The organism is Legionella feeleii (genome assembly GCF_001467625.1).
Lineage (GTDB): Bacteria > Pseudomonadota > Gammaproteobacteria > Legionellales > Legionellaceae > Tatlockia > Tatlockia feeleii.
Genome location: NZ_LNYB01000064.1, coordinates 1 through 25,299, shown reverse-complemented (window position 1 = coordinate 25,299; position 25,299 = coordinate 1). Strand labels below are relative to the sequence as shown.

Here is a 25,299-nt window from a genome sequence, read left to right as displayed (position 1 = left end):
CCTTTTGTTGATTATGTTCTTGGCGAACAATCAACAGGATACGCCACCTAATTTATTTTTCACATACACCAGATTCGAGCATAACTCGTAAAAGACTTCATTAGGAAATCTTTTAACTTATATCATGGTTCTTTTTTTCTTCTGTAATTGCTTTAATTTCTTTATCAAAATCAGACTCAAAAAGCCTATCTTGGATAATACGATATTTTTCAAACTCACTTTCAGCATGCCCTTTAGCGATTTTTGCACTAATTTTTCCAGCATTTTGCAAAACATCACGTTCATCAAACTCAAGGAAGTTATCTAACCGTTTACTCCAATCTTCCATCGTCATGGGAATTTTCCGTCTAGCTCTATCTTCCGCTAACTCTAAATAGGCGTTAACTATACGACCAAGAGATTCTAATTCTTCTGTGTTTAAATAGTTTTTTGCAACCGATACATCTGTTCTAAGAATTTTTCCATTTGGGCTTCCTTCCCAATTAGTAAGCCCCATAAAGGGTTTGCTACTATCGGCTCGCTCACATACAAGTTCTGAAGCAGTACGGCCGTGTATTGCATAATGCAATTTATTTTGCACTTTAGCGAAAAAATCCCGAGTTGTTGGGGCATTTTTATTGTAATCAACACTAGTTGCATAAATATCTGTAATTTTTTGATAGAACCGGCGCTCACTAAGACGAATTTCTCTAATTGCTTCTAGCAACTGTTCAAAATAATCTTCACCAAGGAAGCTACCATTTTCCAGCCGTTTCTTATCCAGAACAAAACCTTTGATAGCAAACTCTTTTAAAACTTGAGTTGCCCATTGACGGAATTGGGTTGCACGCTTGGAGTTAACCCTATAACCAACGGAGATGATGGCATCCAAATTATAAAACTGAGTATTGTAATTTTTACCATCACTGGCAGTTATCCGGAATTTCCGGATAACTGAATTCTCTTGTAATTCTCCACTGGCATAAATATTTTGCAAGTGTTCACTAATTGTGCGAATATCCACGTTAAATAACTCAGCCATCAATTTTTGAGTTAACCAGATAGAACCCTCTTCATAGCGCACTTCAATACCATTTTCGCCTGCTTGTTGGCTAAAAATAAGAAATTCAGCTGTACTATTTCGAATAGTCAGTTTCTGTTTGGGAGATTTATCGCTCATAAGACAACCTTATCAATGTATAATTTATACTTCCTCAATAGTGCAACGCAGCATGCACTAATTGTGCAGGCGCCACTTGCACAATTAATCCAGCTTTTGTAATAGCTTCAAAAACATGTACCATTAATTTGGCAACAGCTTGTTGCCAAACGTTCCTACCAATAAAATACATCTATATGGAAGGCTCTGCTGCGTCGCCAGAAATTACCCACGCATCAATTTCACTGGATTTAAAGCGCCATTGTTTACCCACTCTATGCGCTGGAATTTTTCCTTTTTCAAGCCAGCGCTAAATGGTTATAGTTGAAACATCCAAATATTCTGCAACGCCTTCAACTGAAATCCATTTATCTATTATGGTCTCCAAGGTAAACCTCGTATCAAGCAAGAAATAATGGCAATGATTATCAAAGATAAAATATGAAAGCTCAAGTTAGTTAAAATGATATACATGAGCAATTTAAAAACACTCTAAAATTTGACTGGCAGAGTGATTGGAAAAGTTGTACGCCACCGGATGACCATACCCAGCCCCAAAACCCTGCTACCCCCACCCACCATCCGAACAAATTCAAAATTTGAATCTCACCTGACGACTCTCAATCACAGAAGATGTTCAAAAATTCAGAAGATACTCAATATTATTCTTGAGCATCTTCTGGTTTTTGATCACCTTCAATCTCTTTTATCATTGGTGGACGTAGGTAATGACCAAACCCCATTCTTGTTCTTCATCTCCCAAAGGCCCTCCTTTTTTTTGTGATTTAATCTTGAGCAAATTTTTTGCTCGTCTAATTGTTGATTCCGAATGCCCTTCATTAGAGTATTGTTTTTCAATATTTTGTTGAGCTAATGGCCCATCTGCTAGCAAAGTTGCTAAAAATTCCATTGCTCTTTGTAAGGCACTTGGCTCCTTCTTTCATTAGTCTTCTTAGCAGTTGCTAACCAATCTCGTGCTGAACCTTCTACAGCCTCTTTCCATTTGATAAATGATCCACATACCCCTCTAGCTCATTTTGCTGTAACTGGTATACAAATCCGCCTTCGTCTGGCCCAATGTTGGACTTGGCAGGAATTAATAACCAAGTCATTTCGTCTTGGTCATCCTCTTTGGGTAACTCAGCAACCACAAGAACTACACGTGCTAACGCTCCGAAAGCCAAACTGCCAGTTAATCGTTCAACCGGATTTCGCCCGTGTGTTGCTTTGGAAAAATGAGTAATACCCAATAGGGCACAACCTAATCTTCCAGCCAAATCAACCAAAGGCTGTAAGCTTCGCCTGACTTCTGCATTTTTATGGCTGTCACCTGTAACGGCAGATACAATAGGATCAATTATTAATAATCAAACATTGCCAATTTCTTCAAGCTTCTTTAATAGTGGTTCCATATTTAATCGTCCAGTGCCTCCCCCTTCTTAATCACCCCATAGCGAATGCCTACAATAATTGCACTGGTTATATTCCTGCATCCTAGTTTTTTAAAGATTGCTTGCCGATATTGAGTCACTCGTCGCAGGGAGACATTTAGAAACGCTGCTATTTCTTTCAGCCCTTTTCCTTGGGCGGATAAGTAAAGACATTGTTTTTCCTGCTCACTTAAACGTAAATCGAAATGAATCGGTAGTCTTATCCACGTGTTAGAAAGAAGTGCCTGTATTTCGGCTAGCTGTTTGTGGGTAGGATTACTATTCCCTAAATAGTCCAGGTAATTTTTCGCAAAGACTTGAAAGAAGGGACTATCGATTAAATTCGTTTCCGTTAAGGTTTCTCGCTTTGTTTTCACCATTATTCTTCCTTTATTTTTTTAAAGGTGTGACTTAGCACAGGAATTATTGAAAAAATAATTCCTGTGTCTCTAGTCGCTGAAATAATTAAGATTTTTGGTTAAAAGCGAATTAAAAGCACGCTATAAACCATGCTCCTAATGTTCAACCGGTGTAAATAATGGGAAATTTTGGCGGCTTCTTACGGACATGCCATTGAAATACAAAACTGAAATAGACTAAGATTCGTTTAGCCATAATTTATCCTTGTCGATAGATTGTGGTTAGCTGGCGGGGAGGAGTTGAGAGCCCTCTCTGTCAGCGCTTATTGCATTTAAACACGTCAAACGCAGATTTATACTATTTGATTCTTGAGTGTCTTGCAAATGAATTTTAATTGCGGGGCACTACAGAAATTTCTACTTTCTATTTCTACACTTTAGCCTCTTTTATCTGTTTCTTATCTGTAAGTTATTGGTGACTTTGCAGCAATCATGTATGCCATGCAATGAAAAACCAGAAAAGTCCTTTATTTATAAGAGCATCATTTGCATGGAGATACATAGAACTAGATTGAGTTGCTTATTAAATCCACCTCCCAAGGAGTTCGAATCCTCTCCGGGACGCCAGTTTCACAGGGTCGGTACCGACGCGACAGATCATCGATATCTATTGAAAACACCCGCGCTCTTTACGAGTTATTACCTTCCTGATAATTTAAACCCGCTTCTTAACGTAGTGACGTCACTCATGGTGCCTATATGTATTTATTTGTTATTTATATCGGTGGTACGCATAAACAATCGTTAATTGAATTGCATGATATGCGTTTTGTCGTAGCCAATAGTATTGAAGATACTTATCCTAGCTTACGCCAAAGCTGGTGGGGTATTCCAACGAGTTTACATCTGGATGCCTGGGGAATTCTCGATTATGCCGATGGTTATAATATCCACATTTCAACCGAACCGCCCAAAGATAACGCAAATAAACTCTATTTTGTGAACCTGGGTGGTTACGATCCACAACAATTTACAGAATTGCATAAAAATATTTTTGTTGTGGCTACTGATGAACAAGAAGCAAAACAAAAAGCTTTACAACAAATTAGTGAGTGGGAATCGCCTCATCGCGATCATCTCCATCAAATAGAAGCTACTCTCGAACTAAATGGATTATTGGCGAGTGATAATCATTATCTGCATTTGACAAAAGCCCCAAAAACAAAATCATTTTCATTTACTTGCCGCTATGTTTCAATCGGAAAATTAGCCTCACCTTAGTTAATCAATTTTCACGGTATTATCTAGAAAAAAAATTATTTTTTATCAATATATTACTTTTTCTTCGCAGCAGCAATGCCTACAATTTGCTCATATAGATCTATAATGATTACTTGAATCAAAATCTATACTATAATGTTGCAAAACTATTTTCCTTACAGCTGTTTAGAGAGAAAAAATGAAAAAATGCTTGTTGTTAGTATTATCGTTTACCCTTGGCGCCTGTACTCAAACCTATTGGGATAAACCCGGTGTTTCACCGCAAGAATACGCAAGAGATAGCTATGAATGTGAACGGGATATGCGTCAAAGCTATTTTGATGAAAATACCGAGGGCTCTTATGCACGCAGCAATTTTGAAGCCCGCTGCATGGTATCAAAGGGATATACCAGAATGGAAAGATCAATCTAAATAACTCTTGCAATAAAGTATTCTAAAGAATTAGAATAGGGACTATCGAGAATTCGATAGCCCCCTATTTAGGTCAAAAAGACTACAACAAATACTGCTGCACAGTTTCTTCAAAGCCAGTAAAATGTCCTTTACAAAAATGTAACATTAGTTAATTTTTTTAAAAACTTTATAAAACTTATTTGCAGAATGTAATTTCATTGTCTATGCTTAAAATCCAGCCTAATACTGGAGCGAAAATACAGATAATGAGTATCTGTTGTAGAAGGAGGATAAAGTTCATGGAAAGAATTAGCCTTTTTAAAATCGCCTTTAGAGTCGTATTTGGTTGCTTTTTCTTGGTAGCGTTTATGCAGACCAAGAATACTTTGTCACAATATAGTACTCAATCTAAGCCTTTAACTAGTAAAAGTATTATTTCTAAGCCTTTTGAAGTACAAGCATGATGTGTTGTGATATCGATCTAGCCTTTTGCTTTTAGAAGTCAAAAGGCACCTCCCCCCTTTGGAGGCGCCATCAACAATACCCCTTGGTGAAAACAATTAACTACCTAACATTGGCAATACCTCCCTTGACTCTGCTGAAGTGTGCTGGGGCAAGGAAAAAATTTCTTTTTTTTCAATTGCTTCAACAAGCCTGGCTAAATGCTCGTTTCCCCTAATTTCCATACGATACATAGAAAGGCGTGACTCAAAAAATGCCTGAACATCACTCACACTACAGTTAAACAACATGGAGTTTCCTGTTCTGGCCCAAAGCGACAAGACTTCAATTTCAAAAAGATACGCATTTGACTCAGAGTTTGTTATTCCTGCTGCCACATTAAAAGCGTGCCCTACCTCATGGACAATAATGCCAATGATCATCATTGGCTCTTTCTCCAGAAAATCTTCTTTTACTGCTATTGTTTTATTTTTCCTCCAGACATGATGATGTTTGCCCAGGAGTCGATAAGTATCATGATTTACAAAGATTGCCGGATTACTACTTATCCCTAAAAAATCTTTTGGCGGTAATAAAAAATCAACACTTAACGTTGGAACTGATGCTATTACTTCATTAAGCCCCTCTTCACCAATTTTACGACACTCGTTAATTATTTTTAAGATATCTTCTTTTGCAAGCATCGTGACTCTCCTTAAGTGATTTTCTTCCTGTTTTTTGCCTTACACTTGCTGCTTTTTTTAGTCAGACAGATTAAATTTAAATTTAATTGAGTGATTGGTCAACTTAATGCGATACTCAAGAACTAATAAATGAATAAAAAAACAATTAAAATGGATGTTTTTTTACTTGTATTGAAAAAAAACCATGCAGTTATTAACAATTTTCTGCGATTTCTAGAGAAAGTTAATCTCTTCTTAAGCTATTTAATTTACAATAGCTCTTTTAAGCAATGAATTTGGGGCTCAATTAACATGAGAGTGATAGATAATAGTGGTAAGGGAAGTTGCATGTATTATGCCTATGCCATTTCTTTAATGTATCACCTTAAATCGCTTGGCTCTCAACATGAGCATAAAACACAGATCTTTGAGTTGTTAGAGTTAAATACGGCAGAAGAAGAACTCTTAAACAAAATTTTAGAAAAACCAGGTTTCGTCTCCCCAGCAGATATTCGAATAATTGAATTAATCCTGGAACCTAAACTAAGAAAAACTGCTGCTGAAAAAATAATCAGCGACTTTCTTAAAGACCCACGTGGCTCCTCTTTATTTAGTGCTGTTGCTTTTAAATTTAAAGAACTAGTTAAAGCCAAACTCTCCAGGGAACACCAAGAAATCATTACGCAAATCCAGGTTCCAGAGGATGATCGATCCAAGCAAGAATTTAACGAAGCAGAGATTTATCGGGTTCCAAATATATATGCCGCAATTAGCAACTACACAACACAATTAGCAGAAGAGATAATCAGAGATCCAGAAGTAGCCGACAAAGTAACGCGTCTTAAGGACGTGGTAACAGGTGTTAACGGAGCTGATCCAGATGATAAGGCGATAAATCAAGCTGAAGCTGAACTCTTGCAAGCTATTGATGCTTTTTTTCAAACGAAAATAGTTGCCTTCTTTCAAGCCAATGAAAGACAACAGCTTAAGGCCTATTCAGCGAGATTACAAGATTCTCGCTCCTGGGGTACTGAAGAAGCGCTTAATGCATTACACGGAATGATCACCGGCAATGGGCTTCACCTCGATCAAGGACATTGGGAAGAACACACTGAACGACCAATTAATTTTAAAAATTTCAAAAATGGCAGCCCTGTAGTCCTATACGCTGCCGACGAAAGCCCAGATATGATTCTTGATAACTGGAGAAATTCCCACTGGGTAAGCCAGATTCCTGCTAAAAAAGATTTACAAATCCTTCTTGTCGATAACCCTGGTGATGAAACCATTAAGGCTATTCTTGCACGTAGTGATGAAATAGACGTTTTATTAAAGGCATACCTTGCTAAACCCTTACCAGCTTCTATAACAGCAGATAAAGATAAATCCCAGGAAAAAAGATTAAAAACAAGTCTTGCGATAGCTACTGCGACCTTAAAAGAAAAGCTTCTAGCAGAGCTTTTAGACCAAATACAAGAAGGAAAATCCATTGATTTTGAGAAAAATTATGCTTATCAGCAACTTATAGAATGCAAGCGAGCTGTTGAGTTCATTACTGATGATAATCATGATCAAGCAGCGAAAATTGATTTCCTTAAAACCTACGAGGAGCAGGCAAAGCTTAATCCTACTGGATGGGAAATCTTCGGCCGATTCATTAAAGGTTTTCTCTTGGCTAGTTTATCTACCGTCTTAGGCACTCTCGTTGGAGCAGCTATCGGTGGTGTACTCGGTTCAGCTGCCGGACCAGGTGGGTCTATTGTCGGAGCTGTCTGGGGAGCCTTTAAAGGCGGAAATGTGGCTGTCCTGGCAGGCACCGGGGTTGGGGGCTTCTTTGGCAGTGCATTATGGATCTTGCAAATGTTACCGCCAGTTAATGCTGTTCAAGAATATACCGCACAAGCCCGGAAAGCGGTCCAAAATAGCCTTGAATATAGAGTAATAAAAGCCGTTGAGAGGGACGAAGTTGAGGAATCGCTGGAGCATGATGACACGGGTTCAATGACTGCAGATGTTGAGCGTCTTGCTTCCAGTGTTGGCGAGGACAATGTCCAAAGTGACCAAAGCGTTCAAACAAGCCAATTTTTGGCTTTCTAATTTTATAAACTAATAAAAGTTAGTAAATTTTTGTTTGGTGTGTTAATCCCAATCCAGATATTCTTCTATCTTGGCATCACTTTGCGATTTTTCCTTCTTGGCAAGCATTTTAGGAGATTCAGGGGCGTTTAAAGCCTCCTCCAAGCTAACGAAGGTAAAACCATTTTGCTTATAAAGATTAATAATGTCAGGTAATACATAGGCATTCAGCAAGTTAGCATGGATTAATAAAATTTGGGCTTGATCTGCTTTGTGATTATACCGATCATGCTCTTCTGCTTTTAAAGTCTGCTGCCAGATAAAATCGATATAAGCTACTTTTAGTGCCTCAAGAAAACTACGCCGTTGATTTTGCGGTACATCCAATAAAAGCTGATTAAAGATAAAATCCTTGCTATCAATTGTAATTGGCGCAACGTGATAATTCTTTTTTGAAAGGAAATGTAATACTTTTTCTTTTTTATTACCGCCACTCATTGCTAAGTAAGGATAACGAAAAAATTTTGGTTCCGTGAGCACCGGCATTAACATTTTGTCAGCGGCATCAATCTCTTCAATATAAGCCTCTGTATCTACTTTATTTAAATTTAAATGCGAAAAAGTATGATTACCTAATCCCAGACCCGCATCGCGAAATTTATGTAGCATCTTCCAGTTATCAGGATTAACCTCGCCAGCGATAATAAACCCCGTTGCTGGAATTTCATGCGATTTAATGGCATTAATAATCATATTTAAATGAAAGTTTTTTGCTTCACCTACAAAAGGCAAATCATCAATAGTAATGGCAATCAGTCGTTTTTGAGCAAAACTGGTGTCCGCCAATACAGTAAAAAAAAGCAAAGCTATGATAAAAAATTTTCTAACCAAGGTAATTCTCATTAAAAATTAAAAAGTTACGATATTTGCCTAATAAAATTTTATATTTAAACAAAATCTGGCTGGGTATTATCGATATATTGTGAGCATTTATCAACCAAATATAAACAATTTAACTACAATTATTGCCGGCAAACCCTGATTAGATAAGCAAACCAACTAACTGAGGGTAGAAGATAACCAGTTTAAGGGCTCAAAGCACCGTTTCGAAACTGCAGTAGAAACAATATTCTAGCGTATATTTATAGGATCTTAAAAATCAAAACGGCATTATAAAATAAAACTGCTCAGAGAAGGCACACTTCTTGAATGATTCAGCCCTATTCATTCTAACAGAGTATAAAAATGAAAGTTAAATCCATGTTAATCAAAGTGATGCCATTGCTTGTTTATGCACTAATCTCTGTGTATCACAGTGCAACAATAATTTTTTAGTAAAGGCAACCGATAATAATCAGGAACATACTTGTATTTTTGCTTTAACCCGTTATGCTGTAGTTTTTCGCGGGGCCGTTAGCTCAGCTGGTAGAGCAGGAGGCTCTTAACCTCTGTGTCATAGGTTCGAACCCTATACGGCCCACCACTTTCCCGCAACACGCTACGCACACCCAAGCCATTGCTATAAAAAAACACATTATGTATACTGTTTTTTATCAAACTTAACCACTGTACCATAAACAATGCTTTCTATAAGCTTTAATCTTATTACTTTTACTCCCTTCATTATTATCGGCTGAAAGCCGATACGAACTGCCACGCCCATTTTCTGCTGTTACAACTTTCTAAACCTTAACCTGGTGAGGCTACGCATGTTTACGAAAAAATATAAATACTTACCCTTTGTAATGTGGTTTTTCCCTTTAGTGTTTTTTGCCTATCAATTCATCTTACGCCTCTGGCCGGGTTTGATGATGCCGCAAATGATGGCCCAATTTTCTATCGATGCCAGTCATTTCGGTTTGATTGCAGCTTTTTATTATTATGGATATTCAAGCATGCAAATTCCTGCTGCTCTTCTCCTGGATCGCTTCGGAGCTCGATACATAGTGGGACTTTTTGCCATTGTTTGCGGTACAGCCACACTGTTATTTACTTATACCAACAATTGGCATTTAGCCTGTTTAAGTCGATTCCTAGTGGGAGTTGGCTCTGCGGCAGGTTTTTTAGGTGTATCGAAGGTAGTGTCCGAGTGGTTTCCCAAAAATCAATATACCAGGATGATTGGTTTCTCTTTTACTATAGGTCTGATGGGAGCTATCTATGGCGGCAAACCTCTCAGTCTTCTCATTGAGATCTATCATTGGCAAAAAGTTGCCCTAACCCTTGCCCTGGTCTCTATTGTGGTTGGTTGCAGCACTTATTTTGTTTTACGGAGCCCTACACATAACAAAGAAAAAATAACTCAGGAGTCATTTAAATTATCCAGTTTTAAAACACTCCTGTCCTCACCTGTTATCTGGTTATTAGCATTTGCCAATTTGCTAATGGTCGGCTCTCTGGAAGGCTTCAGTGATGTATGGGGAGTTCCTTATTTAATGACTGCCTACTCCATCAGTAAAAATGATGCAGCACAACTTATTTCATTTGTATTTTTTGGTATGCTCTTTGGAGGGCCTGTCTTAGCATTTTGTAGTAAAAAATTAAGTCACTACACTATCGTTGTCCTATGTGGTTTTGGTATGGCTGGCCTATTTACCGCCTTATTAATGCAGGAAAATTACCATTGGTGGTTTCTTGCCGGTTTATTTTTTACCCTTGGCTTACTATGTTGTTATCAAGTACTTGTCTTTGCAGCAGGTTCCGATTTAGTCAAGACAGAACAGCTGGGCATTACCGTTGCATTTCTCAATTGCATCAATATGCTTGGCGGCTCTTTTTTCCATACCGTCATAGGTAAGGTCATGGATCTCTCGTGGAGTGGTTTATTAAGTAGCGAGCATATTAAACTGTATAGTCTATTGGCCTATCAACGTGCATTAATGTTAATACCAATCTGTGCCATTTTAGGCGCTTTGATTGTTTGTTTGCTGGGTTTGAAATCCAGCAGACAGCAAGAACTATCTGGATCTGCACTCTACACATCATAGCCGGAGGAAAAAACATGGAAAAATTATTTTGGCAAGATCCCTATCAACGTAAACTCAACACCAAAATTATTTCCATCGTCGATAATGATATTTTGCTAGAAAAAACGATTGCCTATTCATTTTCTGGCGGCCAGGAAAGTGATAAAGCTTATATTAATAATCTAGAGATTATTGATTCAAGAATGGACGGCTCCCTTATTTATTATACGCTTGCCAATAACCATAATCTTAAGATTAATGATGAAGTAATTATGACTATCGATTGGCCACGCCGCTACAAGCTTATGCGTTTGCATTTTGCTGCAGAATTAGTTTTGGAACTCGTCACACGAAAATACCATTTTAAGAAAGTTGGTGCCCATATTGCTGAGCATAAAGCTAGAATCGATTTTATTCATGACAGAAATATTTCTGCAATTTTTGAGGAAATATTAGGCGAATACAATACCATTATTGAGGCTGATAAACTCATTCAAACTGGCTATTCAGATATTTCCACACAACGTCGTTTTTGGAAAATTGATGGCTTCGCTGAAGTTCCTTGTGGCGGGACACATGTTAAATCGACGGCCGAAGTAGGCTATATTTCCTTAAAACGCTCCCATCCAGGAAAATCGATTGAGCGGATAGAAATTCAATTGCTTTAATTCAAGTTTATTCATCTGGATGCTGCGGCTTGTCCGCAGCATCCTAAATTTATCAACATTTACTGTTCGGTAAAACCCAACTCAACCAAAATGCAGGGACCATGAGCAATAACATTAATTTTATTTTCCAGACAAATATTAATCGCAGTATCGCTTTCCGCTCCCGGCTGCATCCAAATATTTTGAATTCCCTTTGTTATAGCTTGTACCACAATTTTTTCTGTAATCCGAGGTGGAGTAATAATGGAAATGCTATTTACAGATTGGGGTAAATCGGCAATTTCCGCGATACAAGGCACTCCTTCAACAGTTTTTTCACCAGGGTTCACTGGATAAACCGTTTTATTATTTTGCAAATAGCAACGCAGGACTTTGTTACCAAATTTTTGCCGATTATTTGAGGCGCCAATGACAGCGAATGCACTGGAGGTAAAAAATTGTTTTATTTTATCTAACATGTTCTATCCCCATCTAAGGTTCATTGAATCTTTATTTAAGTTTATACAATTCAATTAGGCTACTGCGATTTGTCTTCTTCTTTTAATAAAATAAATTTATAAAAAAGTGCAGCAAATGTTATTTTTCCAAGGGCACCTAAAATATAAGGGCAAACCCCTATCCACCATGCCTGTTTAAAACCGAAATGATAGCTTAATAGCAAAAAACCACAGAATAAAATCAACGTCTCATTCAAGGAGAGGCAAAACCAGATTTTAACAAAACGGTGCGGTCGCACCGTTGCTAAAACACTGCCAACTGCCCAGGAGGCCAGAAGAAATCCCCAATAATAACCAGCTTTAATTGAGCCAAACCAATTAGGGTCTGAGGAGCCATCAGCAAGAACAGCAAATCCAAGGGTGGCAAGTACCAAATAGACTACAACTGCCCACAACGCTTTACGTTGAAAAATAATTACTAAAAGGGAAACACTTAAACTCTGTAAAGAAAGTTGTAAAGCAGTTCCTGGTATTGATAATTTTTTTTGTGCCATAAGCGCCATGAAAAACGCGCCTAAAAGCGAAAAGATAGCTACTCTCCATAAAGGGATAAAGCGCTTATGTTGTAAATATTGTAAGTTCGAAAACATCATTTACCTCGGCAAATCAGCCCATACTTTTGGTGACTTAACCACCTCACGATGCTATAATATTTATCACCATGTTTTAATTTTAAATAAAATGCCAAAACCATCACCCGAAGTTACATCTCAATTGACTTTAGTCCCTATGCTTAATCTGTATCTACAAGCCAATAAGATAGATCTTAAAGCAAATAAGACTGGGATCTGTAATGGCTTGGCAGCCGTCTATTGTAAATATGCTTTAGAGGATAAAGAAGAAGAATTTCTTATCATGCTGCAATATATTGAGCATAAAGGTAAAGAAATTTTATATGCTCAAGAGCATGGCGTCGCCCCCCCTCCAAGCAATAATGATAAATTTTCCAATCTGGATGACAGTAAAGCGAATAAATTTATTGGTGAAGTTCTATTTGCCTATTTACCTAAAGAATTTAACAAAACGCTTAATCAAGATGATTCAATTCAACTCTTAAAATTTCTTGATAAGGATGGAGTAACCCAAAAACCCATCGTTAAAGAATATAATCTTGCTCTAGTCGCGGATGTAAAGGATTGGAGCCAGATATTTAATAAATTAAAAGTGGAAGGTACTGCCTGGACTGTTGGTACACCTACTCATGCAATCTCCGTTTTTGTGAAAAATGGCGAATTTCGCGTCTATGATCCAAACCATACCCTAATTGATATTTGCAAAGACGGTAAGTCGCTGGCCAAATTGTTAACTACTGTTTTCCCAGACAATGATAAGGCAGCGACGTTGTTGCCGTTAACTATCAATATATGTAGTCATCCTGATAAACCCAGTAATCATCAATACCCAACCAAAGAATGGATATTTAAAAATTTATTAAAAAAAGAGCCGGACAAGATCAATCAATTTATGGAAATCAATGGACATAAATTCGATTCACTAGCGATGGCTGTGCTGCAAAACGATGTTGAGCAAATCCGTCTATGCTTTGAGAAAGGAGCAAGTAATCCGGAAGTTGCCTTGCAACTGGCAGCAAGAGATAACCGCCTTGATGCGCTTGACGTCTTATTGAAAGATGAACATCGAAAACTAATCAAGAACCCTGATAAAGTCTATGTAGAAAGTTGCAGGCTTGCGCTCGAAACAGGGCGATATGAAGCCTTCGAGCGCTTACTCAAAGATGAGGCGATCAATGCAGCTTTTTGTAGCTATATAAGGGACGCTAAAAACCGAGCAGATTTCTTACAGTTAGTAGCAACCTCAGGAAGTCCGCAGTGTATTGAAAAGCTGGTTGAGTGTTATCAAAAAAACATTGCAGATGTTGACATCCCTGCTTTGATAAAATCGAGCAATGCTATCGGGGCCGCGGAAAAATCTGGTAACAAACGTAGTGTACAGCTTCTGTGTAATCTTGCAGGGGTTGAACTTCAAGCATCACAGGAAAAATCGCTGGTTGATTTTCCCAGTAACGATAAAGAAACCCGTACCCTAATAGAAGGCTTTTGCACTTTCATCCAATTCATTAATGATATGATATATGCAGCGATAAGTTTAATTCTCCCCTCGGCAAAAAAACAAGAGACCCTTGCTTATACAAATACACCCTATGCTCGCCTTTTTAAGCCTGCCCCTGATAAGACGGAAAGCCCCTTGCTTGCGCCCTTAACTACAGCACCTGATAAATCTGGCCCACAATAATAGAAGGGCCAGAAAGAAATATTTTCTAATTTTAGGCTCCCGCTATATATAACTTGCTTTCCTGCATAAACAGTCTTATACCTATAAGTGATATTTTATTTTATAAGGATATTGTAATGGACCTAAATAAACGTATTGAGCCTAAAACATGGGCATTTGTAGAGAAAATACAAAAGGCAGGGGGCAAACCTCTTTATGATCTACCCGTATCTGAAGGTAGAGCCATATTTGATAAATTGCAAGAATTGAAGTCCGAAAAACCTGATGTCGACATTGAGGATCACACTCTCCCCGTTGGCCCCAAAGGCAACGTTTCCATTAGGATTGTCCGTCCTAAAGGAGCTAAAGAAACACTGCCTGTGCTCATGTATTACCATGGTGCTGGATGGGTTTTTGGCGATTATCAGACTCATGGACGCCTTGTTCGTGAACTTGCCGTTGGGTCGCATGCTGCCGTTGTATTTGTCAATTACAGTTTAGCACCTGAAGAGCAATATCCTACTCAAATAGAAGAGGCCTATGCAGCAACAAAATATGTTGCTGAAAATGGTAAAAAATTTAATCTCGACACCTCTCGCTTTGCAGTAGCCGGAGATAGCGTAGGTGGTAATATGACGATCGTCATGACCCTGCTTGCTAAAGAGCGTGGCGGACCTAAAATCGACTATCAAGTGCTTATCTATCCAGTGACAGATGCTAATTTTGAAAATGGCTCTTACAAAGAATTTTCCGAGGGCCCCTGGCTAACCAAAAAAGCGATGGAATGGTTTTGGGATAATTACTTACCCAATAAAGAAAAGCGAAAAGAAATAACCGCTTGTCCATTAAAAGCCTCTATAGAGCAATTAAAAGGGTTACCACCAGCATTAGTCATTAATGGTGAATGCGACGTACTCCGTGACGAAGGCGAAGCGTATGCCCATAATCTGAATGCAGCGGGTGTTACTGTTACCGGTATCCGCCATCACGGAACTATTCACGATTTTCTGATGATAAATGATATCGCGGATACCCCTGCTTGCCGGAATGCAGTTGAAACCATTAATGCTCATCTGTGTAATGTCTTTAACCATAAAAAGAAATAATAACGCCCTACTCCATGCTAACATCAAAGGCCCACATTCCTTTGATGTTAGCACTCTCCTTTGAATAGACAGTAGGTTTCAACGGAATGATTTAAGTATCAAACGCATAAATCAATCAAGACAGCAGGTTCAAATTAAATGTAATTAAATACGGTTAAACCTTGAATGCGGGCAAAACTTTGTTGTGCTGCTTGTAAATAAATGCGCTGCAAATCCAGTTTGACCGCGACTTCAGGAAGGTTCACATCTTCCAGTGAAGAGAGGGTCTCTGTGCTTGTTTCAATTAAGTCCGAATTGACTTGATCAGCCACATCCAATTGATTGAGACGAGCTCCTACCTGAGCTTGGTAAGCAATGATATTGTCAAGTGCCGTGTCGAACTGATCGAGCAATTGATTATTTTCAGTTTGAACAATTGCTTTATCAATAGGGCTGGCAAAGGGACTATTAAGATTATCAACCATGCGCGCCACTGTTGAAAAAAGAGATTCATTCCGCGCAGGATTGATAGCAAAACTATCACCGACTTGTGGTTCACCGGAAACGGTTATTTGTATACCATTGAAACTAATCGTTGATCCAGATTCATACACTGGTGCATCATCAACCAAACCAGTAGGTGGAATGACTGAGCCACTACTTACCCCACTTACCATGACCACCAACTGATTTGATGAGTTTAATGCAAATTGCAAAGTATAATCATCTGGAACAAAAATAGCTGCATCATAAACCGTTCCCGAAGTCACTGAAGCAGTACCCGTATTTGGAGTAGCTGTAGGTGTAACGGTAAAAAAAGTGTTTCCATTAAGAATACGCATAAATAAATCAGAGCCATTATCGTTGGTTGCAATTTTCAAACCGCCACTAATAGTCTGTAAACGTTGCGTTTCGTCACCGTTATAAAGAAACGCTCCGTTGACATCTCTGGTAAATGGTTGAGTCGCTGTTTTACTACCACTAAATAAATAATAGCCATTACTATCCTGCGTGTTCCCCATCCCTAATAACTGATCTAAAAGGTTTTTTGCTTCTTCACCAAGGGCATGACGATCGGCCTCTGACAGAGCAGTGCTACCCGCTTGAACCTGTAATTCCCGAAGACGCTGAATAACACCAATTGTATTACCCAACACACTTTCTTCAAAAGTCAGGGCACTAACTGCTGCTTCCCGATTCTGTTGCATCCGCTCAGCCGCATTAATCCGTTGCCTCATCAAATCAATTTTTGAAGCAGAAATAGGATCATCAGACGGTGATTCTATTTTTTTCTGGGATGACAATTGCTGTTGTAATTTCAAAGTCTGGGCTTGCTGTGTCAATAACCCATTAAGCCCACGCAGAAAAACTTGATTGGTTGAAATGCGCATTATTCACCTCAGTGCAGCAAATAATACATCCATTATCTGGCCTGAAATAGCCATTACTTTGCTTGCTGCTTGATAAGCTTGCTCAAAACGGAGTAAATTACTAGCTTCCTCATCCAAATTAACACCACTTTTACTTTCGCGAAACTCAACGGCTTGCTGATGTAATATATCGGCAGCATCACTGCGAAGTTTAGCTTGGTAGGTTCTTCCGCCCACTTCAGCGATTAAATCAGAATACCTGTCAAATAAACTTTCTGTCCCGTTTTCAAAGATCTTATCTTGTTGTAGAGAGGCCAATTTCAAACCATTATAATTATCGCCTATACCACCACTATTATAAGAAGCAGTGAATGTATCACCTGTCTTAGGGATGCCGGATAACACAATTGAATACGAAGGGGTCAGGGTATCAGGAATCATTATCGTATTATCAATATTAGGAGTAAAAGGGAACGGTCCAGTTGTTATCGTATCTGTGACATTCACCAGGTTGTATTGTGTATCTGAAATAAATTCAATACGGTATTCTTTATCCACTACAGTCGTATCAAAAATTTCCCCCAGCGCAATATGCCCTGTTCCAGTATTGGCTAAAGAAGCCTGAGTACGGACAGGTGCGGCATAAGCGATCTCGCGCGCATCAGAAATATTTAATTTAAGATCACGCGCAGCACCACGGGTGGATGTCAACATATAGTGATCGTTATCAACTAAATTATTTATATTATCAACGGTAATAGTTAATCCATCGATAACCACTTGAGCAGCTGGTGGTGTAGGAGGTGTATCAGTCCAATTTAAGGTTGTCGATTGTCCGTCTGATTTACGTATGATTCTTATTTCATTGGTAGAAGTATCGCTAACCAATAGTTCATAGTCACTTAGCTCAAGTTGGCTAATATCAGAAATTTCGACTGATAAAACACCTGTGCCAGTATTGGTTATTCGCGGAGTTGAGCGCTCTAATTGCAAGCTCATTTGATTGAAATCAGTAAAAAAATCTTTACCAATTTGGCTATTCATATCAAGGCCTAAGCGGTGTTGGTTATTAAACGTTGCTGCAAGTCCAATAGCCATTTGTCCCAGCAATTGACTTGTATTTGAAAGAATCCCCTGTTCAAAATCAAGGAAACCACCCAACATACCAGAGTGTAAATTACGGCTGATATCAGTTTGCCCTAAACCATTCTTAATAAAAATTTTTGTTCCAAACTGATCGCTATCGCGGAGATCAACCTTTAATTCACGTTGCTCGGAGCCAATAACCAGCATTTCTCCACTGCCAATTCCAACACTAATATTTGAATCGCCCTGTTCAATCACGGTGACATCGGTATACTGAGATAACTCACGTAGTAATTCATCTCGTTTATCCATTAATTCAGGTGCATTTGGCATCGCACTAAGTTGAATATTGACTTGGGCAATATTGGCAGTAATTTGATTGATTTGTTCCACAGCTTGTCTAATTTGCGCCGTATTATTTTGTTGATACTCATCTAAACGGAGTTGCATTGTATTGAACTGATCGACTAACAATTGACTTTGTTTCAATGCAACACCACGTGATGCCAGACTATCTGGCGCATCATTTAATTGCCCGAGCGAGCTAAAGAAATTTTGTAACGCCGCTGAAATACTGGTGCCTTCTTGAGAGAGAAGCTTGTCAATCTGTAATGCTTGTTGATAAAACGTATCGTATTCTGTTTTGGTCGTCAGTGTATCGCGTAACTGCTGAGTAGCAAATTGATCATTATTACGTTTAATATTGGAAACAGCGACTCCAGTGCCAATAAAAGAACCCGCATAGCGTTGGGCGGGTGTGGGCGTAAAATGAATAGTTTGCCTGGAATAGCCGCTATTATTTGCGTTTGCAATGTTATTACCTGTCACCTCAAGAGCGCGTTGGAACGCATTGAGACTTGATGAAGCAATACCTAAAATTCCTGCCATGCTTCTTACTCCTAAATATTGAGGCGATGCTGTAGCCGAATAACGTCTACCATTCTAAAAATTAAGCATCACGAAACGCCTCCAAGTAACATTAATCTATTCCCGAAAAACCATTTCTTTCTAAAGCCTGTTGTAACTCATCGCCATGGTATATTGCTAATATTTTACTGGCATACCCAGGATCTGTTGCATACCCCGCACGATGCAACTCATCAACATAACGCTCAGGATTACCAGTATTTGCCAAAGCAGCTTCATAACGTTCATTTCCCTTAATCAGAGAGACATAATCATTAAAACTATGCTCAACGGATGGATACTTTCGAAACGAAGCATTCATCTTAATAGGTGTATCGGCAATATACTCGGTAGTTTTAATTTTTACTGTTTCGCCCTCTGTATTTGAGGCCGCTTTAATATTAAATACATTATTGCTACTACTGCCATCAGATCCTTTGGCGATAAATTGCCCCCACCCTGTTTCCAAGGCTGCTTGGGCTACCAAGATTTTAGGATCAAGGCCTAGTAAACCAGCTGCCTGTCTTGCGTAAGGCCATATCGACTTTACAAAATCATCGATGTCTGCGCTGCCAGCATTTGTTTTTGCAGAAGTAACAGCTATAGGAGCAGCAACACGGGAGGCTAACATGTTTTGTTCTATTACATTTGTTGCCTTGGGATTAGCAGTGGTAGCAGCAGCCGTATTGACTGATTGTCCCAATTGCTTAGCAAGCATGCTTGCCAAACCAAGGCCTTGACCATTAGAAATATTATTAGCATATTGCCCGTCAAGCATGTCTTGAAACATCTGCTCATTTTTACCCATAAATGGGCTTGCATCATCAAGAAAATGCTGGCCCATTCGCATCGCTTTTAGCATTGATTGCAGAAAAATTGCTTCGAACTGTTTTGCTACTTCAGGTAATGCCTGTTTAGCATCCTTCTGTGCTTCTAGCTTTAAATTTTGCAAACCCTGAAAATCAGTTACCGCTAGTCCTTCTATCGTCATCTCAGTTCACCTGTTAAATGATGATTATGGTCGCATTTAATGCCCCAACCTGTTTTAAGGCTTCCAGAATAGCAACTAGATCAGCTGGCGTAGCTCCAACTGCATTAATCGCTTTAACAATATCTTTTAAAGAAGTACCTGGTGCGAATAAAAAGGTACGGTTACCCCGTTGTTCAACATTGATCTGGGTATCAGGAACAACGACTGTTCGTCCGTTGGCAAAAGGATTAGGTTGACTCACCTGCGGATTCTCACTAATCGTCACTACTAAATTGCCATGTGAGACAGCAGAGGGCTTCACGTGAACATTTTGCCCAATCACAATCGTTCCAGTCCTCGGATTAATAATTATCTTCGCTTCAGCCTCTCCTGGCGTAAATTCAATATTCTCCAATACAGAAACGTAATCTACTCGTTGCGACATCAGCTTGGGGGCTGACACTTCTACTGACGCAGCATCTATTGCCTCTGCAGTACCTGGTCCCATCAATTCATTAATTGCATCCCTCATCCGTTTTGCAGTAGTAAAATCAGGACTATGCAAATTGTAAGTCAGTTTCCGTGAAAAATAGAAAGGATTAGGAATATCAACTTCCACTGTTGCTCCATTGGCAATGCGTCCACCGCTGGGTACATTCACTGTAACGCTCGAGCCGTCATCACCCTGCACTCCTAAAGCAACAACAGTGACGTTGCCCTGTGCCATAGCATAAACACGCCCATCAGCCCCTTTTAAAGGGGTAAGCAATAGGGTTCCACCGCGAAGACTTTTTGAATCCCCTATAGATGATACATTCACATCCATAGTCTGCCCTCTTTTCATAAATGAACTAAGGTTGGCAGTCACCATGACTGCAGCAATGTTTTTAGAATTCAGTTTGACTCCGGGAGGAATATTGATCCCTAACTGCATCAACATATTACCAAAACTCTGCTCCGTAAATCGGGTGCCAGAGCGATCGCCGGTGCCGTCAAGTCCCACTACCAAACCATAACCAATCAGTTGGTTATTACGAACGCCTGCCAAGGTCGCCAGATCTTTGATGCGCTCAGCAAAAATCAAACCAGTGAAAGTGCTGATAAGCAGAAAAACAAAAATTACAGAGCTTTTACGCATTAGCTGGTCCCTTAAAAATTGACAACTTATATCGGGAAGAGAGGCCCCCAAATAAATCGGGCAAACCAACCTTGTGCATTCGTATTATTGATTTGACCCACGCCGCCATAGGCGATTTTCGCATTTGCTATTCTATCTGACGTGATGGAATTATCTGGCCGAATATCCTGAGGTCGGATAATTCCCGACAACCTCACAAACTCACTGCCCTGGTTAATACGAATCCACTTTTCACCCTGCACCACCATATTTCCATTTGCCAGAACCTTGGCCACAGTTACTGATATACTGCCTGCCAATTTATTATTCTGTACAGATTGCCCCTCACCTTCAAATTTACGGTTGGCATCTAAATCGAAATCAAAGTTATAACCACCACCCAAATTCACCGGACGCCCCATTACCGTTGCATTCACAATTTGTGTTTTATCATTTTTTCGCTGTCTGGTAATAGCACGCTTTTGAGCATCCGTTTTTTCCACCAGGATCACCGTAACCAGATCACCTGCGTGCCTTGCACGAGGCGTTTCAAAAAGCGGCAATACCGTTTCTGCATTATAAATAGCACCATTTGCATAGCGCTTCTGGGTAGGATCCGGCGTTGTTGGGTACGTAGGCGAATACTCGGGTTCAGTACCTGGATAGGGTGGATTTAATGCTTCACAACCTGTGAGCAAGTATATAATTCCTGCGCCTAAGAGATACCTAAAATTAGTCATCGCCAATACCTAATTACAACGTTTGGGTTAAATACTGCAACATGTTATCTACAGTCTGAATTCCTTTTGCAGTAATCTCATAACTACGTTGAGCCTGGATCATATTCACTAGCTCTTCCACCACGTTGACATTAGATGCTTCCAAAGAGCCCTGTAAAAGGCTACCTAAACCTGAATTGCCTGGGTTATCAGTTTGTGCAGGTCCACTAGCAACAGTCTCAACAAACAAGTTCTGCCCTAATGGTTGCAGACCCGCAGGGTTAACAAAATCCGTTAATTGAATAATACCAAGTTGAGTTGGCACGTTATTTCCTGCAACAAGCGCACTCACAGTACCATCATTACCAACGGTTATACTTAAAGTTTGCTGGGGGATAACCATGGGAGGTTGCAACACATAGCCATTCGCCGTAACAAGCTGACCTTGAGAATCACTCTGGAAAGTTCCATCCCGGGTATAGGTTTCTGTCCCATCAGGCAATAATACTTTAAAAAATCCTCTTCCCTGAATGGCAATATCGAGGGGGTTTTGGGTGTTTTGGATACTTCCCTGATTAAATATTTTTTGCGTGGCGACCATGTGCACACCAGTACCCATATTGATACCAGTCGGTATTTCTGTACTTTGGCTGGATTGTGCACCTGCCTGACGCAGATTCTGATAAATCAAGTCCTCGAATACCGCTCTTCCCTTCTTAAAACCTGTTGTGTTGACGTTTGCCAAATTGTTAGCAATATTTGCAATATTTTTATCTTGCGCATCAAGACCGGTTTTACTAACCCATAATGCTGGTTCCATGGCCGTTCCTTGTTTTTATTATTATTTTTATTATAAAACTCACACTTGCAATAGTTGTGCCAATTTCTGTGAATTTTCGTCGACGGTCTGCATAACTTTCATTTGCGCTTCAAATTCTTTTCCCGTATTAATTAATTCAACCATGTTTGCAACAGGATTGACGTTAGAACCTTCCAAAGCCCCCTTTACCAGGACCACCGAAGCATCTGCGAGAGCTACCCCCCCACCTTTTAGTTTCATTAAACCCTCATTATTTTTAATGAGATCTTTGTTCGTTACTTTAACCAGTTTAAGGCGATCCAAGACTGCGAGTTCATTGGGCTCTGCACCTAGCGGTACTATTGATATCGTACCATCACTTCCAATCTCAATTCGCTGTGCGGGAGGAATGGAAATTGGTCCTCCATCACCCAGAACAGGATGCTTTGATGCTGTCATTAGCATTCCATTTTCGTCGACATGCAAATCACCTGCCCGTGTATACGCTTCCTTGCCTTGTGAGTCTTGTACCGCAAACCAGCCATCTCCCTGGACAGCAAGATCTAAATCTCGTCCAGTCGTCATTAAAGGACCATCGGTAAAATCCACACCATGTATTTGCTCGCCAACCAATGCTTCAGCAGTAGCTACTGAACCAGTAAGATACATAGATTGTGCCTGGAATAACTCGCTTTTAAATCCTACTGTACCACTATTAGCCAAATTATTTGCACTAATTGCCTGACGATTAAAATCGGTTTGTGAGCCGTTCATGGCATTATAAAGGATGGGTTCCATATTCTATGATCCTCTTCTTATTATTGGCGCTCATCTTTCACAGCGATTATTAATAGAGCCTATTTTTAACGGATATTAATAATTGTTTGCGTTACCGCGTCCGCAGTTCGTATAGTCTGTGCATTGGCCTGGAAATTACGCTGGGCACCAATTAACTTGACTAATTCGCCGGTCAGATCCACGTTTGAATCCTCAAGGGCACCTGATTGGATCAAACCAAGACTACCGGTGCCAGGGTTACCGATCAAAGCTTGTCCTGACGCTGAAGTTTCAGCCCAATTGGTATTTCCCAAAGACTGCAAACCATCAGGATTGGCAAAATTGGCTAACTGAACTTGCCCCATGACTCGCGATTGCCCATTCGTGTAACGTCCAAATAAAATCCCTTCTTCATCGATATCCAAACCATCCAGGCGCCCTGTGGTAAAACCATTTTGAACGTTTGATTGCACTGCAAAAGGACTACCAAATTGAGTACTATTGGTGAGGTCTACGTTAAACGCTAGAGGATTTGCTCCATTCGTTAAAGCGACTGATAAAGGAATCTGGTTATTAGCTAAAGGAGCATTGGTTAAATCTGCCGCACTGGCAAAAGATCCATCACTATTAAAATTAATGCGATATAAATTATCCGTGTTGTTAACAGCACCTAAAGGGGGCAGATCCTGATTATCCAATTGGAAAGCCACATACCATTGGTTAGTCGTTCCTGGAGGTGTAGAAGCATTCGGAGCCCCTAGAACAGCGGTGGAGTCAGCATGAATAAAATACATGGATAAAACATGTGAATTCCCCAGGCTGTCATAAACTGTCGAGGATGTAACATTATTGTAAGTATCACTTGCTGGAGAAACACCACCCGCCCAATTGACCGTCGGCGCTGTAGCATTCGAATATAAATTTAAGCCACTGGTCACGAGTGTTGTAGCATTTGGGTTGATATTAGCGGTATTAATTTGCAGATCACCGGCCAAACTACTTAACGCACCAGATTGATCGGCAATTAGCCCTGTCAAACGTTGATTGGAACTATTTACGATATAACCATCATTACTTACCCCAAAGGCACCTGCTCTGGTGTAAACTTTGGAGCCTTGATCATCCAAAACAAAGAAACCGGAACCACTAACGGCCAGATCAAGACTGTTATTGGTAAAAGTAAAACTACCTTGACCAAACGTTTGCTGTACTCGGGATAGACGTACACCACTTCCAATAGAATTGGCACCGCCTCCATAAGAACCAGTGGCATATACATCAGCAAATTCAGCCCGCGAACTTTTAAAACCCGTGGTTGCCGAGTTTGCAATATTATTACCAATCACATCCAAATCAGAAGATGCTGCCTGAATTCCACTCAGTGCTGTTCCAAATACCATGATTGCCTCCTGTCCGTTTGATTCTGGTTATCAGATTTAAACCCCAATTTGATAACCTTTGGCACTTGCAGTTTATTCTCTTGAATGCGCTGCAAATTCCATTTATCCGGTAATTTGTTTTACGTCATTGAGTGATACCGGCCCCACACCGGCAACATTCAATTTTAAACCCTCACCATTTTGACCTAAACTCACGCTGTCTACATTGGCCGCTGTCATAGTTCTTAAGGCAACTTCCTTGCCAGAATAAATGCCATTTACTTTAATGGCATATTTTCCGGCAGAAACACGCTCACCTTTTTGATTAAATCCATCCCAACTGAACTCAAATTGTCCCGCACTTCGTTGCCCTAAAGGAATTTTTCTAATTAACTCCCCTGATTCGGCATAAATAGAAGCTGTCAAATCACTCACCCCAGCAGGAATATCAACGGCAGCTTTTGTATCACCTTCTTGTCCAAGACTTAAGCTAGTACTATGCACTAAAACCTTACGGCCCACTAAAGCGGATGCTTGTAATGCCTGATTTGATTGCAGGGAGCTAGCAAGTTGCTCAATCGATTCTTGCATCTTAGTAATACCGTCATTCGTACTAAACTGTGCCAATTGGGCTAGGAAATCGCCGTTAGTACTAGGCTCCAGGGGATCTTGATGTTGAACCTGTGCGACCATCAATCTTAAAAAATCCTGTTGGCCTAATCCCTTGCTTTGCGTAGTTCCTGCCTGTGACAATTGATTGACACCTATATTTGCCCCATTCACCGGATTCGTAGTCATTATTTACCCCTTACTGTCCTAACTGCAAAGTGCGTTGTATTAGGTTCAATCACCATTTAATTATGCCCAAATAGCAATGGCAGCGAGAGCAATGGACGAGATAAAAATGGAGTCACAACGGTCATATC

Annotated in this window: 24 protein-coding genes, 1 tRNA gene and 2 pseudogenes; 8 read left to right on the top strand and 19 right to left on the bottom strand. The window is 39.8% G+C overall.

The features are described from left to right. Nucleotides 1-112: 112 nt before the first annotated feature. The 6 genes and pseudogenes from Lfee_RS07495 to Lfee_RS07475 form a co-directional block, all read right to left on the bottom strand. A complete protein-coding gene (locus Lfee_RS07495) occupies nt 113-1,159 on the bottom strand; it encodes a virulence RhuM family protein (RefSeq protein WP_058445433.1) in 1,047 nt (348 codons plus the stop codon). 172 nt (nt 1,160-1,331) lie between these two features. Continuing rightward, nucleotides 1,332-1,436: pseudogene (locus Lfee_RS17640) on the bottom strand (helix-turn-helix domain-containing protein); the annotation flags it as partial. A gap of 411 nt (nt 1,437-1,847) precedes the next feature. Further along, complete coding sequence (locus tag Lfee_RS07485; protein WP_058445431.1) at nt 1,848-2,048, bottom strand: hypothetical protein; 201 nt, start codon at nt 2,046-2,048, stop codon at nt 1,848-1,850. A gap of 76 nt (nt 2,049-2,124) precedes the next feature. Beyond that, the gene (locus Lfee_RS07480) at nt 2,125-2,415 is read right to left on the bottom strand and encodes an AAA family ATPase (protein WP_238584889.1); all 291 of its coding nucleotides are present in this window, start codon (nt 2,413-2,415) and stop codon (nt 2,125-2,127) included. Nucleotides 2,416-2,421: 6 nt separating this feature from the next. Next, nucleotides 2,422-2,487, bottom strand: a pseudogene (locus Lfee_RS17885) (hypothetical protein); the annotation flags it as partial. Between the two features lie 65 nt (nt 2,488-2,552). Beyond that, nucleotides 2,553-2,948, bottom strand: coding sequence for a response regulator transcription factor (locus tag Lfee_RS07475; RefSeq protein ID WP_058445427.1), 396 nt, complete (start codon nt 2,946-2,948; stop codon nt 2,553-2,555). Between the two features lie 738 nt (nt 2,949-3,686). Between Lfee_RS07475 and Lfee_RS07470 the strand changes: the two genes are divergently transcribed. Together Lfee_RS07470 and Lfee_RS07465 are read left to right on the top strand one after the other, a co-directional pair. Then, nucleotides 3,687-4,208 (top strand): DUF1543 domain-containing protein, encoded by a 522-nt coding sequence (locus tag Lfee_RS07470; protein WP_058445425.1) that lies wholly within the window; start codon nt 3,687-3,689, stop codon nt 4,206-4,208. A 178-nt stretch (nt 4,209-4,386) separates the two neighbouring features. Continuing rightward, nucleotides 4,387-4,620, top strand: coding sequence for a hypothetical protein (locus tag Lfee_RS07465; RefSeq protein ID WP_058445423.1), 234 nt, complete (start codon nt 4,387-4,389; stop codon nt 4,618-4,620). 542 nt (nt 4,621-5,162) lie between these two features. On the opposite strand, the gene Lfee_RS07460 is transcribed toward Lfee_RS07465, so the two are convergent. Further along, nucleotides 5,163-5,747 (bottom strand): hypothetical protein, encoded by a 585-nt coding sequence (locus tag Lfee_RS07460; protein WP_058445422.1) that lies wholly within the window; start codon nt 5,745-5,747, stop codon nt 5,163-5,165. A 327-nt stretch (nt 5,748-6,074) separates the two neighbouring features. Here Lfee_RS07460 and Lfee_RS07455 point away from each other — a divergent pair, with 327 nt between their 5' ends. After that, nucleotides 6,075-7,823 carry a glycine zipper family protein gene (locus Lfee_RS07455; protein WP_058445420.1) on the top strand — a complete coding sequence of 583 codons (1,749 nt, stop codon included), beginning with the start codon at nt 6,075-6,077 and terminating at the stop codon, nt 7,821-7,823. 42 nt (nt 7,824-7,865) lie between these two features. On the opposite strand, the gene Lfee_RS07450 is transcribed toward Lfee_RS07455, so the two are convergent. Then, entirely contained in the window at nt 7,866-8,705 is an 840-nt protein-coding gene (locus Lfee_RS07450; RefSeq protein WP_058445418.1) for a polysaccharide deacetylase family protein, read from the bottom strand. A 504-nt stretch (nt 8,706-9,209) separates the two neighbouring features. Between Lfee_RS07450 and Lfee_RS07445 the strand changes: the two genes are divergently transcribed. The 3 genes from Lfee_RS07445 to Lfee_RS07435 all read left to right on the top strand — a co-directional run bounded on the left by Lfee_RS07445 (nt 9,210) and on the right by Lfee_RS07435 (nt 11,436). Then, a tRNA-Lys gene (locus Lfee_RS07445) sits at nt 9,210-9,285 on the top strand. A 226-nt stretch (nt 9,286-9,511) separates the two neighbouring features. Further along, nucleotides 9,512-10,789 carry an MFS transporter gene (locus Lfee_RS07440; protein ID WP_082646602.1) on the top strand — a complete coding sequence of 426 codons (1,278 nt, stop codon included), beginning with the start codon at nt 9,512-9,514 and terminating at the stop codon, nt 10,787-10,789. Nucleotides 10,790-10,803: 14 nt separating this feature from the next. After that, nucleotides 10,804-11,436 (top strand): alanyl-tRNA editing protein, encoded by a 633-nt coding sequence (locus Lfee_RS07435; RefSeq protein ID WP_058445414.1) that lies wholly within the window; start codon nt 10,804-10,806, stop codon nt 11,434-11,436. A 59-nt stretch (nt 11,437-11,495) separates the two neighbouring features. Here Lfee_RS07435 and Lfee_RS07430 read toward each other — a convergent pair whose 3' ends face one another. Beyond that, complete coding sequence (locus Lfee_RS07430; RefSeq protein ID WP_058445412.1) at nt 11,496-11,894, bottom strand: CoA-binding protein; 399 nt, start codon at nt 11,892-11,894, stop codon at nt 11,496-11,498. A gap of 59 nt (nt 11,895-11,953) precedes the next feature. Next, nucleotides 11,954-12,526, bottom strand: coding sequence for a biotin transporter BioY (locus tag Lfee_RS07425; RefSeq protein ID WP_082646601.1), 573 nt, complete (start codon nt 12,524-12,526; stop codon nt 11,954-11,956). 88 nt (nt 12,527-12,614) lie between these two features. On the opposite strand from Lfee_RS07425, the gene Lfee_RS07420 reads away from it, so the two are divergent. Then, nucleotides 12,615-14,186, top strand: coding sequence for a hypothetical protein (locus Lfee_RS07420; protein ID WP_131753204.1), 1,572 nt, complete (start codon nt 12,615-12,617; stop codon nt 14,184-14,186). A 116-nt stretch (nt 14,187-14,302) separates the two neighbouring features. Continuing rightward, the gene (locus tag Lfee_RS07415) at nt 14,303-15,271 is read left to right on the top strand and encodes an alpha/beta hydrolase (RefSeq protein ID WP_058445407.1); all 969 of its coding nucleotides are present in this window, start codon (nt 14,303-14,305) and stop codon (nt 15,269-15,271) included. 134 nt (nt 15,272-15,405) lie between these two features. Here the strand turns inward: Lfee_RS07415 and flgL are convergent, their stop codons facing one another. The 9 genes from flgL to Lfee_RS07370 form a co-directional block, all read right to left on the bottom strand. After that, entirely contained in the window at nt 15,406-16,641 is a 1,236-nt protein-coding gene (gene flgL / locus Lfee_RS07410; RefSeq protein WP_058445405.1) for a flagellar hook-associated protein FlgL, read from the bottom strand. A 3-nt stretch (nt 16,642-16,644) separates the two neighbouring features. After that, nucleotides 16,645-18,594 carry a flagellar hook-associated protein FlgK gene (gene flgK / locus Lfee_RS07405; protein ID WP_058445403.1) on the bottom strand — a complete coding sequence of 650 codons (1,950 nt, stop codon included), beginning with the start codon at nt 18,592-18,594 and terminating at the stop codon, nt 16,645-16,647. A 91-nt stretch (nt 18,595-18,685) separates the two neighbouring features. Further along, complete coding sequence (flgJ, locus tag Lfee_RS07400) at nt 18,686-19,603, bottom strand: flagellar assembly peptidoglycan hydrolase FlgJ (RefSeq protein ID WP_058445401.1); 918 nt, start codon at nt 19,601-19,603, stop codon at nt 18,686-18,688. A gap of 13 nt (nt 19,604-19,616) precedes the next feature. Beyond that, nucleotides 19,617-20,720 carry a flagellar basal body P-ring protein FlgI gene (locus Lfee_RS07395; protein ID WP_058445399.1) on the bottom strand — a complete coding sequence of 368 codons (1,104 nt, stop codon included), beginning with the start codon at nt 20,718-20,720 and terminating at the stop codon, nt 19,617-19,619. Nucleotides 20,721-20,746: 26 nt separating this feature from the next. Further along, complete coding sequence (locus Lfee_RS07390) at nt 20,747-21,439, bottom strand: flagellar basal body L-ring protein FlgH (protein WP_058445397.1); 693 nt, start codon at nt 21,437-21,439, stop codon at nt 20,747-20,749. 13 nt (nt 21,440-21,452) lie between these two features. After that, a complete protein-coding gene (flgG, locus tag Lfee_RS07385; protein WP_058445395.1) occupies nt 21,453-22,238 on the bottom strand; it encodes a flagellar basal-body rod protein FlgG in 786 nt (261 codons plus the stop codon). Nucleotides 22,239-22,277: 39 nt separating this feature from the next. After that, nucleotides 22,278-23,015, bottom strand: coding sequence for a flagellar basal body rod protein FlgF (locus Lfee_RS07380; RefSeq protein ID WP_058445393.1), 738 nt, complete (start codon nt 23,013-23,015; stop codon nt 22,278-22,280). Nucleotides 23,016-23,080: 65 nt separating this feature from the next. Continuing rightward, complete coding sequence (gene flgE / locus Lfee_RS07375) at nt 23,081-24,394, bottom strand: flagellar hook protein FlgE (RefSeq protein ID WP_058445391.1); 1,314 nt, start codon at nt 24,392-24,394, stop codon at nt 23,081-23,083. 102 nt (nt 24,395-24,496) lie between these two features. After that, nucleotides 24,497-25,171 carry a flagellar hook assembly protein FlgD gene (locus tag Lfee_RS07370; protein WP_058445389.1) on the bottom strand — a complete coding sequence of 225 codons (675 nt, stop codon included), beginning with the start codon at nt 25,169-25,171 and terminating at the stop codon, nt 24,497-24,499. Nucleotides 25,172-25,299: the final 128 nt, after the last annotated feature.